15 protein-coding genes are annotated in these 16,006 nt (G+C 66.9%); 9 read left to right on the plus strand and 6 right to left on the minus strand.

Going from position 1 to position 16,006, the window contains the following annotated elements:
• Position 1: 1 nt before the first annotated feature.
• The 7 genes from AC3WMA_RS01665 (at position 2) to AC3WMA_RS01695 (ending at position 7,290) form a co-directional block, all read left to right on the plus strand.
• Complete coding sequence (locus tag AC3WMA_RS01665; protein ID WP_492283678.1) at positions 2–1,135, plus strand: ABC transporter substrate-binding protein; 1,134 nt, start codon at positions 2–4, stop codon at positions 1,133–1,135.
• Positions 1,136–1,182: 47 nt separating this feature from the next.
• Positions 1,183–2,325 carry an ABC transporter substrate-binding protein gene (locus tag AC3WMA_RS01670; protein ID WP_492283679.1) on the plus strand — a complete coding sequence of 381 codons (1,143 nt, stop codon included), beginning with the start codon at positions 1,183–1,185 and terminating at the stop codon, positions 2,323–2,325.
• Between the two features lie 67 nt (positions 2,326–2,392).
• Entirely contained in the window at positions 2,393–3,199 is an 807-nt protein-coding gene (locus tag AC3WMA_RS01675) for an HAD family hydrolase (RefSeq protein WP_492283680.1), read from the plus strand.
• Positions 3,186–4,052 carry an inositol monophosphatase family protein gene (locus tag AC3WMA_RS01680; RefSeq protein ID WP_492283681.1) on the plus strand — a complete coding sequence of 289 codons (867 nt, stop codon included), beginning with the start codon at positions 3,186–3,188 and terminating at the stop codon, positions 4,050–4,052. Before AC3WMA_RS01675 ends, AC3WMA_RS01680 begins: the two co-directional genes overlap by 14 nt.
• 93 nt (positions 4,053–4,145) lie before the next feature.
• Positions 4,146–4,979 (plus strand): inositol monophosphatase family protein, encoded by an 834-nt coding sequence (locus AC3WMA_RS01685; RefSeq protein WP_492283682.1) that lies wholly within the window; start codon positions 4,146–4,148, stop codon positions 4,977–4,979.
• Complete coding sequence (locus tag AC3WMA_RS01690; protein ID WP_492283683.1) at positions 4,979–5,614, plus strand: dual specificity protein phosphatase family protein; 636 nt, start codon at positions 4,979–4,981, stop codon at positions 5,612–5,614. Before AC3WMA_RS01685 ends, AC3WMA_RS01690 begins: the two co-directional genes overlap by 1 nt.
• Positions 5,611–7,290 (plus strand): metallophosphoesterase family protein, encoded by a 1,680-nt coding sequence (locus tag AC3WMA_RS01695; protein WP_492283684.1) that lies wholly within the window; start codon positions 5,611–5,613, stop codon positions 7,288–7,290. Before AC3WMA_RS01690 ends, AC3WMA_RS01695 begins: the two co-directional genes overlap by 4 nt.
• Here AC3WMA_RS01695 and AC3WMA_RS01700 read toward each other — a convergent pair.
• Together AC3WMA_RS01700 and AC3WMA_RS01705 are read right to left on the minus strand one after the other, a co-directional pair.
• On the minus strand, positions 7,277–8,296 hold the full coding sequence (locus AC3WMA_RS01700) for a LacI family DNA-binding transcriptional regulator (RefSeq protein WP_492283685.1): 1,020 nt from the start codon (positions 8,294–8,296) through the stop codon (positions 7,277–7,279). The two genes, AC3WMA_RS01695 and AC3WMA_RS01700, sit on opposite strands and share 14 nt — an antisense overlap.
• Before the next feature lie 162 nt (positions 8,297–8,458).
• Positions 8,459–9,643, minus strand: a complete 1,185-nt coding sequence (locus AC3WMA_RS01705; RefSeq protein ID WP_492283686.1) for a MalY/PatB family protein — start codon at positions 9,641–9,643, stop codon at positions 8,459–8,461.
• A 555-nt stretch (positions 9,644–10,198) separates the two neighbouring features.
• Between AC3WMA_RS01705 and AC3WMA_RS01710 the strand changes: the two genes are divergently transcribed.
• Positions 10,199–10,858, plus strand: coding sequence for a Crp/Fnr family transcriptional regulator (locus tag AC3WMA_RS01710; protein WP_492283687.1), 660 nt, complete (start codon positions 10,199–10,201; stop codon positions 10,856–10,858).
• A gap of 47 nt (positions 10,859–10,905) precedes the next feature.
• Here AC3WMA_RS01710 and AC3WMA_RS01715 read toward each other — a convergent pair whose 3' ends face one another.
• The 4 genes from AC3WMA_RS01715 to AC3WMA_RS01730 form a co-directional block, all read right to left on the minus strand.
• Positions 10,906–12,684 (minus strand): cache domain-containing protein, encoded by a 1,779-nt coding sequence (locus AC3WMA_RS01715; protein ID WP_492283688.1) that lies wholly within the window; start codon positions 12,682–12,684, stop codon positions 10,906–10,908.
• Between the two features lie 32 nt (positions 12,685–12,716).
• Positions 12,717–13,727 (minus strand): ABC transporter substrate-binding protein, encoded by a 1,011-nt coding sequence (locus tag AC3WMA_RS01720; RefSeq protein WP_492284724.1) that lies wholly within the window; start codon positions 13,725–13,727, stop codon positions 12,717–12,719.
• Positions 13,728–14,013: 286 nt separating this feature from the next.
• Positions 14,014–14,856 carry a class I SAM-dependent methyltransferase gene (locus AC3WMA_RS01725; RefSeq protein ID WP_492283689.1) on the minus strand — a complete coding sequence of 281 codons (843 nt, stop codon included), beginning with the start codon at positions 14,854–14,856 and terminating at the stop codon, positions 14,014–14,016.
• Positions 14,857–14,948: 92 nt separating this feature from the next.
• Entirely contained in the window at positions 14,949–15,650 is a 702-nt protein-coding gene (locus tag AC3WMA_RS01730; protein WP_492283690.1) for a DUF1127 domain-containing protein, read from the minus strand.
• A gap of 166 nt (positions 15,651–15,816) precedes the next feature.
• On the opposite strand from AC3WMA_RS01730, the gene AC3WMA_RS01735 reads away from it, so the two are divergent.
• Positions 15,817–16,005 (plus strand): hypothetical protein, encoded by a 189-nt coding sequence (locus AC3WMA_RS01735; RefSeq protein WP_492283691.1) that lies wholly within the window; start codon positions 15,817–15,819, stop codon positions 16,003–16,005.
• Position 16,006: the final 1 nt, after the last annotated feature.

A 16,006-nucleotide genomic window follows, 5' to 3' on the forward strand; every position in this document is an offset into this window, starting at 1 on the left:
CATGACATCAAGCATTCCCGCCCGGCTCCGCCTCGCGGCTTCGGCCGCCGCCGTAGCGCTGGTGGCCGGCCTGTCGCCGGCCGTCGCGCAGCAGGCGGAACGCTTCGACCTGAATGCGCTGATCGCGGCGGCCAAGACGGAGAAGCCGATCACCGTCTATGCGGTCACCGGCAAGATCGTCGAGACCGCCAAGGCCTTCTCCGAGAAATACGGACTGAAGGCCACGGGCAAGAAGGTCAACGAAGCGACACAGGCCGACCTGCTGGTGCGCGAGGCCCGCGCCAATAACGTGATCGGCGATGTCAGCGTCGCCATCGACGTCTCGACCGCGATGACCGAGCTTCTGCCGCAGGGCATCGTCGAGAGCTGGGTGCCGCCCGATATCGCGCCGGATGTGCCCGCGGCGATGCGCAAGCCGCTCGTCATCGTCACCGACCCGCATGTCTGGACCTACAATACGGCCGCCTACAAGACCTGCCCTGTCACCAATATCTGGCAATTGACCGAGCCCGAGTGGAAGGGCCGGGTCGCGATGCTCGATATCTACGACAAGCCGCTCTACGCCGACTGGTTCAACCAGATGGCGACGCATCACGACGCCGCCATGGCCAAGGCCTACAAGGACCTCTACGGCAAGGAGCTGAAGACGACGGAGGCCAGCGCCACCGCCGCCTGGGTCAAGGCCTATGCCAGGAACGCGCCGATGATGGGCGATAGCGGCACGGTCGCGGAAGCCGCGGGCGCCGCCAACCAAGCCAAGCCGTTCTTCGCGCTGGTCTCGACCGCGAAATATCGCGACAACCTCACCGCCAACCTGAAGCTCGGCATCTGCAGGGATCTCAAGCCCTTCGCCGGCTTCACCTATCCCGGCCTCGGGCTGATCGCGAAAAACACGAAGAGCCCGGCAACCGCCAAGCTCTTCATCCATTACCTGATGACGACCGAGGGCATCGCGCCGCAGATCGTCGACGGGAAGATCCCGACCAACGCCAAGATCGCCATGCCGGCCGACGAGCCCTCGGGCGTCGGCGCGGTGCTCGGCCAGCTCATGACCTTCAACGCCACGACCGCCGGCGACGATGCCGACAAGCGCCAGGACTGGCAGGATTTCTGGCGGCTCAACTACAAGAAATAAGACGGGAAACGGCCCGAGGAGGCCGGGAAACAACCAGGGAGAGCGACATGACACCACATCGTCCATCATCGCGTCCGCGAGCCTTGGCCGGGCTGATCGCCGGCCTGTTGACCGCGACCCTCGCCAGCCCCGCCGCAGCGCAGGGCGTGGCACCCTTCGACGAGGCCGCCGCGCTTGCGGCGGCACGCAACGAGCCGCCGATCACGATCTATGACAGCACCGGCAAGATCGTCGACATGGCCAAGTCGTTCGCGGCCAAATACGGGCTGAAGGCCACCGGCGTGAAGGTCTCCGCCACCAGCCAGCTCGAGATGATCATCCGCGAGGCGCAGGCCAACAACGTCAAGGGCGACGTCGTGCTGCTGACCGACACGCCGGCCGCGCTGGCCCAGCTGCTGCCGGAGAAATTCGTCTACAGCTTCCTGCCGGAGGACAAGGCGGCCAAGATTCCGGAACTCTACCGCAATCCCCTCGCGATCAGCATCAACGCCACGGTCTGGGCCTATAACACGGAGGTCTACAAGACCTGCCCGGTCACCAACATGTGGCAATTGACCGAGCCGCAGTGGAAGCGCCGGGTCGCCTATTTCGACCCGCTCTCACGCAGCAATTTCAACGACTTCATCAACCAGATGGCGACGCATCACGACGCCGCCGTGGCCAAGGCCTACAAGGACCTCTACGGCAAGGAGTTGAAGACCAGCGAGGAGAGCGCCACCGCCGCCTGGGTCAAGGCCTTCGCCGCCAACGCGCCGCTCGTTTCCGACACGGACGAACGCATCTCGGAAGCGGTCGGCGCGCCCGGCCAGAAGGAGCCGTTCTTCGGCTTCATGTCCTCGGCCAAGTTCCGCGACAACAAGGACAAGGGCTACAAGCTCGGGCTGTGCGAGAGCTTCTCACCCTGGCCGGCCTGGTCCTACACCAAGCTCGCGATGATCGCGACGAAGACCAAGAGCCCCAACGCCGCCAAGCTCTTCATCAACTACATCCTGACGCCTGAAGGCATCATGCCGCAGGTCGTCGACGGCAAGGTGCCGACCAATCCGGAGATCAAACTGCCGGATGACGAGCCGTCGGGCCTCTCCGCCGTGCTCGACCGCCTGCTGCCCTTCAATGCCAAGACCGGCCTCGACGACTGGGACCGGCGGCAGGATTGGCAGGACCTCTGGCGCTCCGCCTACAAGAAATGAGCCCTCTGGAGAGGGCGCCCAGGAGCGCCCTCTCCTTTCCCCACTGCCCGGACACATGAAGACCGCCATGACTGCACCTGCCACCTTGCGGCGCCCGCGCGCGCTCCTGCTCGATTTCGGCGGCGTCATCGTCGAGACCGCCAAGGTACCGGGCTGGGAGACCGCTCTCGCGGCGCGTGTCGCTGAAGTCCTCGCAGAGGCCGGGGCCCCGGCGCTGCGGCCGGCGCGGATCGTGGCCGACATCGCCGCCGGCAGCCTTGCCGACAAGCATTGGAAGAACGCGATGTCGCGGCTCTTCTCCCCGCGCGAGCTGGATCAGGAGGAGTTCTGGAGCGATTTCGTCGCGGCCGACTGGCCGATCGCGGCGCGCGTCGCCGTCACGCGCCGGGCGCGCGAACTCTGCGAGGCGATGGGCCATCTGCGCAGCAAGCGCACGCTGCGCCGGGGCCTGATCCAGCTGCTCGACGCCTGCGACCGCGAGACGATACCGGTCGGCATCGTCAGCAATGCGCTGGCGGGCCAGGTCCATCTCGATTTCCTCGAGGAGAAGGGCTTGCGCCAGCGCTTCGCCGTCGAGATCCACAGCGATGCCGTCAGGATCCGCAAGCCCAACCCCGAGATGATCTGGCTCGCGACCCGCGCGCTCGGGATCGAGCCGGCCGAGGCTTGGTATGTCGGCGACAATTTCGACCGCGACGTGCTCTGCGGCCGCCGCGCGGGCGTTGGTGGCGCCATCCTCATGGAAGCCGGCGGCACCTACGACAAGCCCTACGCGCTCGAAGGTCTCACGCCGGATGCGGTCGTCGCCGATCCCGCCGGCCTCCTCACCCTGTTCGAGAGCGCCTGCGCCGGAGTAGCCGATGATGCCGCCTGATCAATCCGCGAAGCTGCGCGATATCGCCGAGCGCGCCACGCGACTGGTGCAGCCTGCCTTGCTCGCCGCCTTCCGCTCGACCATGGCGGTCGATTTCAAGGTCGATCGCCATGATGTGGTGACGCGGCATGACCGCGAGAGCGAGGCGGCGATCCGCGCCTTCCTGCTGGCCGAGGTGCCGGATTCCGAGGTCGTCGGCGAGGAAGCCGGCGCCAGCGGCTCCGGCCGGGTCAAATGGTATGTCGATCCGATCGACGGCACCGCCAATTTCGCGCGCGGCCTCGCCTTCTGGTGCGTCTCGGTCGGCGCCGTCGTGGATGGCGAGATCGTCGCGGGCGCGATCCTCGACCCCGTCGCGGACACGCTGTTTTCCGCCGATATCTCGGGCGCCTGGTGCAATGGCGAGCCCATGCGCTCGAACGCCGTGCCCGACGAGCAGCATGCCACGCTGATCACCGGCTACCCGGTCGCACGCGATTTCCGGCTCGACGGGCGCGAGGTCGCGCTCGACCGCTTCGCGCAGCTGACCGAGACGTTCTCGACCCTGCGCCGGCCGGGCAGCGCCGCGCTCAGCATCGCCCATGTCGCGGCCGGTTGGGTCGATGCCGCCGCGGGCTTCGGCGTCAATGCCTGGGATGTGGCGGCGGCGATCCTGATCCTGCGCCAGTCCGGTGGGCACTATCGCGGCTTCACGCTCGGCAAGGCAGGCGCTGATGCTTCGGAATTGTTCTGCCCCGGCTATGTCGCGACCGGCGCGGGCGCGGACTATCCGACCCTTCAGGGCGTCGCCGAGGCGATCTCGACCACGCGCATCGCCAAGGCTTCGGTTCAGCCCCGCGCCGCAGTCGCTTGAAGATGACTGCGAGCGACGAATGTTGACGTTTTCTGCACAGCTGTGCAAATCACCTCGGCCCGATCGGGCCCTACGCCTTCGGGAAATCCGGCCATGACGTCCAGCTCCGCCCTGCTCGCCCCTGCCGCCGCGCTCGATCTCGACGCCCGCGCCGCCTTTTGCGTGGCGCTGGCCCGATCGGCCGGCGAGATCGCCCGCGAGGGCTTTGCCGCCCGCGCCGCCGCCGAGCCGGATGCCGGGATCGGCATGAAAGGGCCGCAGGATTTCCTGACCGAGACCGATACGGCGGTCGAGCGCCATATCAAGGCGCGCCTGGCCGAGAGCTTCCCCGAGGACGGCTTTCTCGGCGAGGAAACCGGCGGCACCGTCGAGGGCCATGTCTGGGTCGTCGACCCCATCGACGGCACGGCCAATTTCGCCCGCGCGATCCCGCATTTCTGCATCTCGATCGCCTTCGTCACTGACGGCGAGATCGAGATCGGCGCGATCTACAATCCCGCGCTCGACGAGTTGCATTTCGCCCGCCGTGGCCATGGCGCGACCCTGAACGACCGCCCGATCCGGGTTTCCCGCACCAACGCTTATACGGCGGCCTGCGTCGAGCTTGGCTGGTCGAACCGCCTGCCCAACGCGACCTATCTCGCCGTACTCTCGGATCTGCTGGAGCGCGGCACGAATGTCCGGCGCGCGGCCTCGGGCGCGCTCGGCCTCGCTTATGTCGCCGACGGTCGCTCGGACGGCTATGCCGAATTGCACATGAACCCGTGGGACTGCCTCGCCGGGCTCTTGCTCGTTCGCGAGGCCGGCGGCCGGGTCGGTCCCTTCCTCACGCTCGACGGGCTGGCCAAGGGTGGCGGCGTTCTCGCCGCCGCGCCCGGCATCGCCAGCGGCATGAGCGGGGCGACCGGCATCCCGCTCGAACCGTGATGACAGGCTACCCCCCGATGCATGACGACAGCCCGCGCTACGAGCGCCCACCGCTGAGCCTGATCGAGCCGAATGTCACGCCCTATGGCGTCGAGCTCTATATCGGCGGCATGGAAGCGGCCGGCGATGTCGACCTGCTGAAGCGCCACGGCATCACGACCGTCGTCAACTGCGCCGTCAATCTCGACATCAACTATGCCGTGAAGCCGTTCCCGGATACGCCGCCCGGCAGCCTCTATGGCGGCGGGGCACTGCGCTACTACAAGATCGGCCTCGTCGATGGCGACGGCAATCCCGAGACCATGATGCTCGGCGGGTTCTATGTGCTGCGCGGCGCCTTCGCGCAGGTTCTGCCGAACCGGCCGACCTATCCGCTGCGCGAGCGCGGCAACGTGCTCGTCAATTGCCGCGCCGGCCGCAGCCGCTCGGTCGCGCTGGTCGGCCTGTTCCTGCATGTCGAGATGCCGGAGGTCTATCCGACGCTCGAAGCAGCCTATGCCCATGTCCGGGAGAAGCGCGAACTCCGGCCCGACGAGTGGCACGAGACGCCGAAGCCGATGCTGGCCGCCGCCGCGGCCCGCGCCGCCGACTGGATTCGCCGGATCGACGCAGCTCAGGAACATGTGCCGGCATGACCCGCATCGCCGTCATCGCCGATCCGCATTTCCACGACGTGACCTATCGGGCAGGCCAGCCGCATGCGCCGCTCGCGGCCGTGCGCAGCCTTGCCGACACCGTCGCCTCCACGCGGGTGTTCAACGAGAGCTACCCGGCGCTCCCTGCCCTGCTCGACGATATCGTGGCGCGCGGCATCGAGCTGGTCATCCTCGTCGGCGATCTCACCGATGACGGCCAGCACTCGACGATGGCGGCTGCGACCGCCGTGCTGCAGGACTACAGCGCCCGCCACGGCCTGCGCTTCCTCGCCACGCCCGGCAATCACGATCTCTACGCCATTCATGGCCGGCACCAGTCGAAGCGCTTCCTCGATGCCGACGGCAGCCATGTTCTGGTGACGAGCGATCCCGAGGCCGACGCGGGGGATTCAACCGCGCGCATCGTCAGCCCGGACATGCATTGCGGCGGCTATGACAGCGCGATCCCCGCCATGGCCGAGCTCGGCTTTTTCCGGCGTCCCTGGCACCTGCATTGGGAAAGCCCGTTCGGGCCGGACGATGCGCTGACGGCCCGCAGCTTCGAGATCCGCTCGGCCGATGGCGGTACCGTGCGGCGCATGGTCGACAGCTCCTACCTGGTCGAACCGGTCGATGGCCTCTGGGTGCTCTCGATCGACGCCAATGTCTTCGAGCCGCGTGACGGCGATCGCGATCCGGCGCTGGAGAAAAGCTATATCGACAGCACCGATGCCGGCTGGAACGCGATGCCGCGCAACAAGCCCTTCGTGCTGGCCTGGATGCGCGATGTGGCGGCGCGCGCGAAGGCGCTCGGCAAGACGCTGCTGGCCTTCTCGCATTATCCGGTGCTCGACCCGCTGAACGGCACCACCGCAGACGAGGTGCGCCTGCTCGGCGACACCTCCTTCGTCCGCCGGGCCCCCACCGCCGCCACGGCGGAGGCCGCCGCCGCAACCGGCGTGCGTATCCATTTCAGCGGCCACCTGCATATCAACGACACGGCGCGGGTTTCGAGCGGCGACGACTGGCTGATCAATATCGCGGTTCCCTCGATGGTCGGCTTCCCGCCAGCCTACAAGATCGCGACCGTGGCGGAGGGGCGTCTCGACGTGGAGACCGTGGTGCTGGCCGAGGTGCCGGGCTTCGATCTCGCCTTTGATCTCTACAAGGCCGAGGCGAGGCTGACCGGCGAGGACGATGGCGGCATCGCCTCCACCACGAGCCACGGCGCCTTCCTCAGCACGCATCTCGCCGAGATGGTGCGCCGCCGCTACCTGCCGAAGGAATGGCCGGCCGATCTCGCCGCGCTGGTGCCGCGCCTGACGCTGGCCGATCTCGACCGGCTGGCAGGGATCGCCGCGCCGCTCGCGCCCGCCGACGTGGTGCCGCAGGCCGCCGACGCGGAAGCCCTGCCCTTCTTCGAGCTGGTGGTGGACTGGTACAGACTGCGCAAGGGCCGGCATGTCGCGCTCGATTTCATCGCGCCAGCGCGGCTCGATGCCTATCGTGCACTGGCTGCGCGCTACCGGGCGGGCCACTGGCCGGCGACGAGTGTGCAGGCGCGTATCGCAAGCTTCCTCGCCATCCTCGAAAGCTATCTCGCGAGCCAGCCCTCGCGGGATTTTTCGATCGACCTCGCGACCGGCGCGGTCGCGGATCGCTTCACTTCGGCCTGACCGTCCGGCGCCAGACCGGCGTGACCGGGAACGTCGTGACCGTCGGGGCGCTGACGCCCGGCTCCCCGGCCGCGAGCTTCGCGATGATGTGGTCGGCCATCAGGTCGATCGGCTGGCGGAAGGTCGTGAGCCCGTAGGAGGCCCAGCCGGCCTGCTCGATATCGTCGAAGCCGACGACGCAGAGCTCGTCCGGCACCGCCATGCCAAACTCGGTACGTGCGCCATCGAGAAAGCCGCAAGCCAGCAGATCGGTGACGCAGAAGGCCGCATCCGGCCGGTCGGAGCGCGCGAGCAACTGGCGCGCGGCCTCGTAGCCGGAGGCATAGGCCGTCGGCCCGGTCCGCGCGACTGTGACCTCGAAGCCCTCCGCAGCGGCAGCCTGTCGAAAGGCCTCCTCGCGCCCGACGATGCTGGGCGTGCCGGCGAGCGAGGACACCACGGCGATGCGCGAGCAACCGGCCCGGCGCAGCATGTGGAAGGCCTCGTTCGCCGCGGCGACATTGTCGACGACGATGTTCTCGGGGCCGGTCACGGGATCATCGCGGTTGATCAGGATGACATGCTGGCCGCTGGCGACGCAGGTCTCGATCAGGGAAGCGGGCGGCGCGCCCGAGAGCACGATCGTCGCTTGGGCGCGATAGTTCAGCGTCTGGCGCAAGGCCTTGGCGACGCTCTCGCCATCGCCCGAGGTATTGATCAGCATGGCGACCTGATTGATCGCCTGCAGGCGGCGCGAAATCGCGTCGAGCATGCGCGACTGGTAGGGCGTGCCGACATCGCCAGCGATCAGGCAGACGATGCCGCTGGATTCGTTGATCAGGCCGCGCGCCAGATGGTTGACGTGGTAGCCGAGCGTCTGCGCAGCCTCCAGCACCCGCTCGCGCGTCGCCTCGGAGACGCTGGCGCCATCCGTGAAGGTACGCGAGACCGCCGAGCGCGAAACGCCCGCAAGTTCTGCGACCTGCTGCGCGCTGACGAAAGACCGGCCCCGCTTCGCTCCCGTCATCGTCCCTCCACGGCCATGCACGGAATGTGCATCAGAGCACAAACGTGCAAATGCCCCTTCGGAAAGGTCTTAGGAGAGTAGCGGCTGCCTTGCAATTGCGGATGTCCCGCGCGTGCAAGGGCGCGCCTTTCGCCTATGCCGGCCGGACTGAACCCGCCCGCCTTATTGCAGGTCGGCGAAGGCGAGCTTCAGACGATCGACCGCTTCCACGACCACCGCGCGCGGCGTCGCCAGATTGAAGCGCAGGAAGCTCTCGCCGCCCTTGCCGAAGGTCGGGCCGTGATTGATCGCGATCCTAGCCTGTTTCTCGACGCGTGCGGTGAATTCGGCCGGTTCCATGCCCGTCCCCGAAAAATCCGCCCAGGCGAGATAGGTCGATTCCAATGGCATCGAGCGCACGCCGGGAATCGTATCGATGCCGGCATCGAAGAGGCGGCGATTGCCGTCGAGATAGAGATTCAGCGCATCGACCCAGGCGGCGCCTTCAGGGCTGTAGGCAGCGGTCGCCATGGCCATGCCGAAGGAGTTCGGGGAGATGCCGAGCGCATCCATGCGCCCGCGGAACAGGTCGCGCAGCCGGACGTCCGGAATGATGACGTTGCCGATATGGGCGCCGGCGATGTTGAAGGTCTTGGTGGTGGCGGTCATCATGACCAGCCGGTCCATGATCTCGGGCGCCGCGACCGGCATCACCGTATGCTTCTGGCCGGGCATGACGAGGTCGTGGTGGATCTCGTCGGAAACCAGGATGAGGTCGTGGCGCTTGCAGAAATCGGCGATCGCGCGCAACTCGTCGCGAGTCCAGACCCGCCCACCCGGATTATGCGGCGAGCACAGGATCAGCATGCGCTCCTTGCCAGTCATCGCAGCATCCCAGGCGGGGATATCGAGGACATAGCGGCCCTCTTCCAGCGCGAGCGGGCATTCGACGACCCGGCGGCCGGAAGACGCGACGATGCGCGCGAAGGCGTGATAGACCGGCGTCATCAGCACGACGCCATCGCCTGGCTTCGTATAGGCCTCGACGCAGAGCGCGGTGCCGTTCACCAGGCCATGCGTGGTGAAGATGGAGTCGGGCGAGACCTCCCAGCCATGCCGGTTCAACATCCACCAGCGGATCGCGGCGAGATAGGCGCGGTCATCGCCGAAATAGCCGTAGATGCCATGGGCGTTCATGCCCTCCAGGGCGCCCTGCACGCAGGCCGGCGGGCGGAAGTCCATGTCCGCCACCCACATCGCAATGCCACCATCGGCCGGCACGCCATAGACGGTCTCCATCTTGTCCCATTTGGCCGAGTGGGTGCCGCGGCGATCGATCCGCTCGTCGAAATTGGGGAGAAGCTGCATGTGGCCCTGCCGACTAAGACGGAGAATATCCTTCCCCTAGCAGGTCTCACGGGAGAACACAGCATCTGCCGGGCGCAATGCTGGCGCACGACGAATGCATCCGTCGCAGCCGCCGACGGCGCGAGATCGGATGCCGAAGATCTGCGCGCGGGCGGGAGCGCGGGGCCACGGACTGACTGCCATCGCGGGTTGTCGCCCGCAGGCATGAGCCGCGCTGCGGCATTCCTCATTGTGGCGCCATCGTTCAATTCGAGGGATGCCGGGCGTGCTAGCCCGTCGCTTCCGGGCCGCGCGAATGATGCGCGCCAGAAACGGGCATTTCTCACGCGGTGCGTGCAGGGTCCGGCAGCGGTTTGGGACCTAATAGCCGCGCGAAAGTGATGTGACAGACCAAGCCATTCGGCATTGTCTGGCTTCGCTGGCGATCCGCCACTCTGGTCGCAAGCGGAGGTGGTGGCCTATCGCCTTGGCTTCTGCGCCGTCCCAGCCTGCTGAAGCTGCGGTGGTCTGGTCCAAATTCTGAGGCTTCCGATGAATGATGTCTCTCATCGCATCGTGAGCATTCTGACCGCGAACCCGTTCTTTGCGGGCTTCGAGCGGGATGCGCTTGAGAAGATTGCGGCCGTCTGCCGGCAACGGCATCTGGCCGCGCGGGAGGTCCTGTTCCTCAAGGGCGATCCGGGCGACGGTCTCTATGCGATCCGGCGCGGCCTGATCCGCATCGGAACCGTGGATGATCTCGGGCAGCAGATGACGATCAACGTCCTGGGCGGCGGCGACGTCTTCGGTGAGATCACCTTGCTCGACGGCCAGTCCCGCACCGCCGACGCGGTCGCGATGGAGGACACCCACACCTTCTTCCTGCCGCGGCAGGACTTCCTGGGCCTGCTCAAGCGCGAGCCGCCGATCGCGCTGCACCTGATCGAGCTTCTCTGCGCGCGGCTGCGCGATGTCATCGGCCGCCTGGAAGAGACCACGTTTCTTCCGTCGGCCATTCGGCTCGCGCGGCGCATCCTCGTGCTCGCCGCCGACTACGGCACGGATGTCCGCGCGTCCCAGGAGGAATTGGCGTCCCTCACCGGTGTGACGCGCGAAACGGTCAACCGCCACCTCCAGTCCTGGAAGCGCACCGGTGTCATTTCGCTGGGGCGAGGACGGCTGTTGATCCAGGATATCGACGACCTCAGGCGTTTGGCGAAGATCGACGCTGCCTAGAGGCTGCTGCCGGTTCCCGTGAAGCAACGACGGCGGAGCAAAATGATCTAGCGGCGCCGATCGATGCCGTCGCTGCTGATCTCTGGCGCTGCGCCGGCCACTGCCTCGCCTGCCGCGAAAACGCGGACGGGCTGGTCGAAACCCTTCAGGACACGTGCATCCAGTTCGACGAGAGGCACGCGCCCCTCGACCGCATCCGCGGCAACCGTGTCGATCAGCACCTCGGTATTGCGCGCGCTGGCACAGAGGCGCGCTGCGAGATTCACGACGCTTCCGATCGCCGTGTATTCGAGCCGGCCCTTGGAACCGATCCGCCCGACCGTCGCGGGACCCATCGCGAGCCCGATCCCGAAACCAAGCCGGAGGTCCGGGGTCTGTCGAGCCTGTAGAAGCGACTGGACGCTCTTCTGCATGTCCTGCGCCATCCTGATCGCGCACAAGGCCGGGTCCGGGCGGGGCACGGGCGCGTTGATCAGCACCATCATTCCGTCGCCGGAAAAATGCGTCAGCGTGGCGCCATGATCGATCACGACCCTGTCCAGGGCATCGTAATAGTCGCTCAGGAGACGCATCACGACGTCGGGCTCCGTGCGCGCGGAAAAGGCGGTGAAGCCCCGCAGATCGCCAAAGACGACCACCACCTCGATGCGCCGTCCGTCGAGCACGCTGTCGTCGCCCGACTGGTCGATCAGCTCGGCCACCTGCGGCGCGAGAAATCGCTTGAGCCGGCCGATTCGCTCGGAGCGTTCCTGCGACACCGCCAGATCGCCGGCCATCGCGTTGAAGCGCGTCGCCAGCCGCTCGAATTCATCGCCGGTGGGGATATCGATCCGGTGGTCGAACTGGCCGGCTCCGATCCGCGCCACGCCGTCTTCCAGGATGCGGATCGGCTCGATCATGCGCTGGGTGAGCCAGTAGGCCAGCGCCGCGGCGAGCCCGGAACCGACGACGAGGACGGCACCCGCCCGCCACAGGGCCGCGTAGATCGGCGCGAAGGCCTCGGCGACCGGTTGCTTGACGACGACGCTCCAGTCGACCCCGGGTATCGGCGCCATTGCGGCGAGAACCGTATGGCCGTCGAGATCGCGCCCCGCGGTCGCCTGGCCGCGTTGCGCCGCAATGCGCGCTCTTAGGATCTGGAGCGGCCGTATCGCGGCCTGATCGGCCCTGAGAACCAGGCTGATGTCGGGATGGGCGATCAGGCGCCCCGGCTGGTCCAGAACGAACGCTTCCCCGGTCCGCCCGACCCGGATCGCCGATATGACATCCCAGATGAGCTTGAGATTGACCTCTGCGACCGCCATGCCGACGGCGGAGCGGTTGCCGGCTACGGCAATGGTCAGAAAGGGCTCCGAGCCGGCATGGAAGGTCACCGGTCCATACCAGGCGCCGCCGGGACTGATCGCCTTGAGCGCCGGGTTGACCGAGTGGCCGGCGCCGCTCTCGACCATGTTGAGACCCATGCGGGAGACGAAGACGCGCTCGCGGCCGGTGGCATCAACAAGGGTCAGGTTCACCACGGCGGGCACTTGACGCAAAAGCCGGAACGCGTCGAGCCGGCGCCTTTCGTCGGCGCTGTCGGACCATGGCAGCTGAACCGTCCATGCCAGCTGATCGCGGATTCCGTCCAGGAAATCCTGGATTTTCGCAGCCGCTGATCGGGCCTCCGCTTCGAGAAGGTCGTTCAGCCTGGCCTTCTGGTCGCGATGGCCGAACCAGGCTTCGCTGCCGCCGGCGACAAGCAGGGGCACGACGACGGCCGCGAACAACGCGAGGAAATACTTCGCGAAAAGAGAACTACGGGGGGCGGGTGGCGATTGTGTCACCGTGACAGCTCATGCGCCGGCATTCCGGCGGGTTACTCGATCACCACGTCCGCGCTGCTCAGGATCGAAGGCGGCATGGTCAGGCCGAGCTGCCCGGCCGCCTTCAGATTGACGAACAGCTCGACCTTCGTCACGCGCTGGACCGGCAGGTCGGAGGGCTTCTCCCCCTTGATGATCCGGCCGGCATAGATCCCGGTATGGCGGTGCGATTGCCGGAAGTCGCCGCCATAGCTCATCAGGCCGCCTGCGTTCGGGAAATCCCGGGCCTGGGTGATGGCCGGCAGCGCGTGACGCATGGCGAGTTCGGCAAGGCGGCGGCTTCGGTAGGCGAAATAGGGATCGGAGGTGAAGACCAGCCCGGGCAGCTTCATCTCGGAGGCGGCTGCGAACAGCCTCTCCAGTTCCGGCTCGCTGCTGGCATTGAGCAGGCGCAGCTCCAGCCCGAGGCTGCTTGCGGCAGCCTGCAGGTTGCGCGACTGCGAGCCCGAGGTCGGGCTTGCCGGGTTGACGGCGACGGCGAAGGTCCTGGCGGCCGGGAACAGCTCGCTCATGAATTCCAGCCGTTTCAGCGAGACTTCCACGCTCAGGCTGCTCACGCCGGTGAGGTTTCCGCCGGGCCGGGACAGGCTGGCGACCATGCCCAGGGCGACCGGATCGCCACCCATCTCGAAGACGATCGGGATCGTCTTGCTCGCCGAGCGCGCGGCGAGCGCGACCTCCGCGCCTCCTGGCGCGACCATGACGGTGACCTGGCGCTCCGCCAGATCTATCGCGAGCGCCGGAAGCCGGCTGTACTGGCCCTCGGCCCAGCGAAAATCGATCGTGACATTGCGGCCGTCGACATAGCCTGCCTCGGCCAGGCCCTCGGCAAAGGCGGCGAGGCGGCTGCCATAGGGCTCAGGGGATTCCGAGCCGAGGTAACCGATGACCGGCATGGTTTTCGGCTGCGCCCGCGCGGCGACGGTCGATGCCGCCATGGCACCGAGCAGCGCTATCGTCTCGCGCCGCGTCGTCGGGACGGATCGGCGCAAGGAGCAGGGCATGAGACGCACGGCCGTTCCCCTTCCGACCGAGAGTGGCGCAGCCCGGAAAGTGCCGAACCCGCACCGATGCCCTTATATCATGCCGGTCGAGCTGTGTCGCGAAACGGATCCGTGGTTGGTCTGGTCGAGGCGAGGGACGCGCCGACGCGTGAAAACGGGCGCGCTGCAGCGGGCCGGGGCCTGTTGCAGCGCAGGGGCAACGTGGTCACGGGTTGCCGTTCGAGCGGGTGGGCAGCCCAGTGCGCGGTGGGGAGCCGGGCACCGGAGCGAGCCGGCTTGATCGAACTCAGTTCAGCCCGCGCGTCACGACGATCTCGAGATAGCTGCTCGGCACGGCGACGGTCGCATCGCCCGATCGATTGAACTGATCGACCAGCGCCATCAGGTCCTTGGTCAATGCCGCTCCGGCCGGCTGGTCCAGCGCGGCGAAGACCTTGAGCACCGGTCCGTAATAGCTGCGGAAGACCTGGAGCCAGTGATCCGACGAGCGATAGCGAAAGACGAAATCGCGTCGCCGCGTCTGGATCGAGGTGCCTGCCGAGCCGAACAGCTCGATCAGGCGCTCCTGCGTGCCCCAAAGCGCGGGCGATCGCAGCCCGGCAGCCGGCGGGACGTATGTCCCGATCGTCTTGAAGAGTTGGCCGATGAAGCCGTCTGGCGTCCAGTTGGCCATGCCTATCTTGCCGCCATGCCTGCAGACCCGCAGCAGCTCGGCCGCGGCGCGCTCCTGATCAGGCGTGAACATCACCCCGAAGGTCGACAGGACCGCGTCGAATTGCCCGTCCGCGAAAGGCAGGGCCTCGGCATCGGCTTCGCGGAAGGAGATATCGAGTCGCTCGGCCGCCGCACGTTCGCGGCCACGCTCGAGCAAGGCGGCGACATAGTCCGTGCTGGTGACGTCGCACCAGCGGCGCGCCGCGGCGAGGCTGGCATTGCCGTTGCCGGCGGCGACATCGAGCACGGCCTGGCCGCTGCGCAGATCGAGCGCCTCGCACAGGCGTTCGCCGACGATCTGCAGGGTCGTTCCGACGACGGCGTAGTCGCCGGACGACCAGGCGCCGTGCTGCCGGAGCTTGATCACTTCATGGTCGACCTTCTGCGTGGCATTGCCTTGAAACATGGTGGACATGAGACATTCTTCCTTTGAGGTTCGCTTGGCAGGCTCTGGTGAAGGGGGTGGGGCACGGCGCGTCGGGAGGCTACGCGCCGTGCCGCGACCGGTCACGGCCGCGGATGAGGGCGCCGAACGGCGAACTCGATCTCCGAACGGGTGATGCCGATATCCTTCAGCATCCTGTCGTCGAGTTCCGACAGCGCCTTGGCAGCCTGGCGCAGCTCCGCCTTGTCGCGCACCCTGCGCAGCCGCTCCGAAAGCGCCTCGATCAGCCTCGTCGTCAGAGGGCGCCGCGCGGGCTTCTGGTGAGGCGGGAGGAAGGGGCCGTGAACCTCGTAGAGGAACTGATCGCCGAAGATCTGCCCGACTGCCATGCGCCCGATCAGCCGATCGAGCACCGACTTGGCGCGAGGCCGCAGCATGTCGGTCAGGTCGTCGATATCGTGAAAGAAGTCGCTTCTCAGCGCATGCATCGTGCCGCTCCATTGCTGTGTCCGCCGCCTCTTCGGGCGGTGTGGCAGCGTTATGGCGGCTCTGGGGGCACGTCGTCTGTGAGGTGCCGCACACAGTCGATTCAGTCGATTCAGTTGGGGCGAGGCCGATTGTGGAACCGTGGTCGATCGGAAAGCCTGCAGAAGGCGATAGGTCAGGCCTTGAATGATCCGGCGGTTTCGCGGACGTGCCGTAACAGGTTTGTCTTTCAGCTTCGGCGGATCCTCAAGCGCCCTCAGCTTCCCGCTTGCGCCGATCACCACCCGGTCGAGGCCGCGATATTCTGTGCGCGGGCCAGCTGCCTGGATCAAACCCATCGAAGCTGCTCGATCGAAATAGTGCAGCGCGGCGGGGATCAGCGAGCGGGATATCGCACCGCTCCATTCTCATTCCGGCAATGGATCGTTCCATAGTTTGAAATAGACGGCAATGCTCCGCTGCCGCAGAGTCAAGTGGAGATCGCCGAGGGACCAGGAGCGAAACGTGGCCCAGCGGGTGAAGTTCTTCCTGGCTGCCGACAACGGCCAACTCGCGCAATCCGGTCTCGACCTGCATTTCACCAAAGAGGATTCGCTCGCCTGCGCGGTCACGATCCTGGCGCAGCGCGCATCCGATGCCGCCTCTGGCGAGATGAAATCGGTCGATCCGGCTTCGCAGCCACTCGCCGCCTGAG

Source organism: Allobosea sp. FW305-C-101, assembly GCF_058783685.1.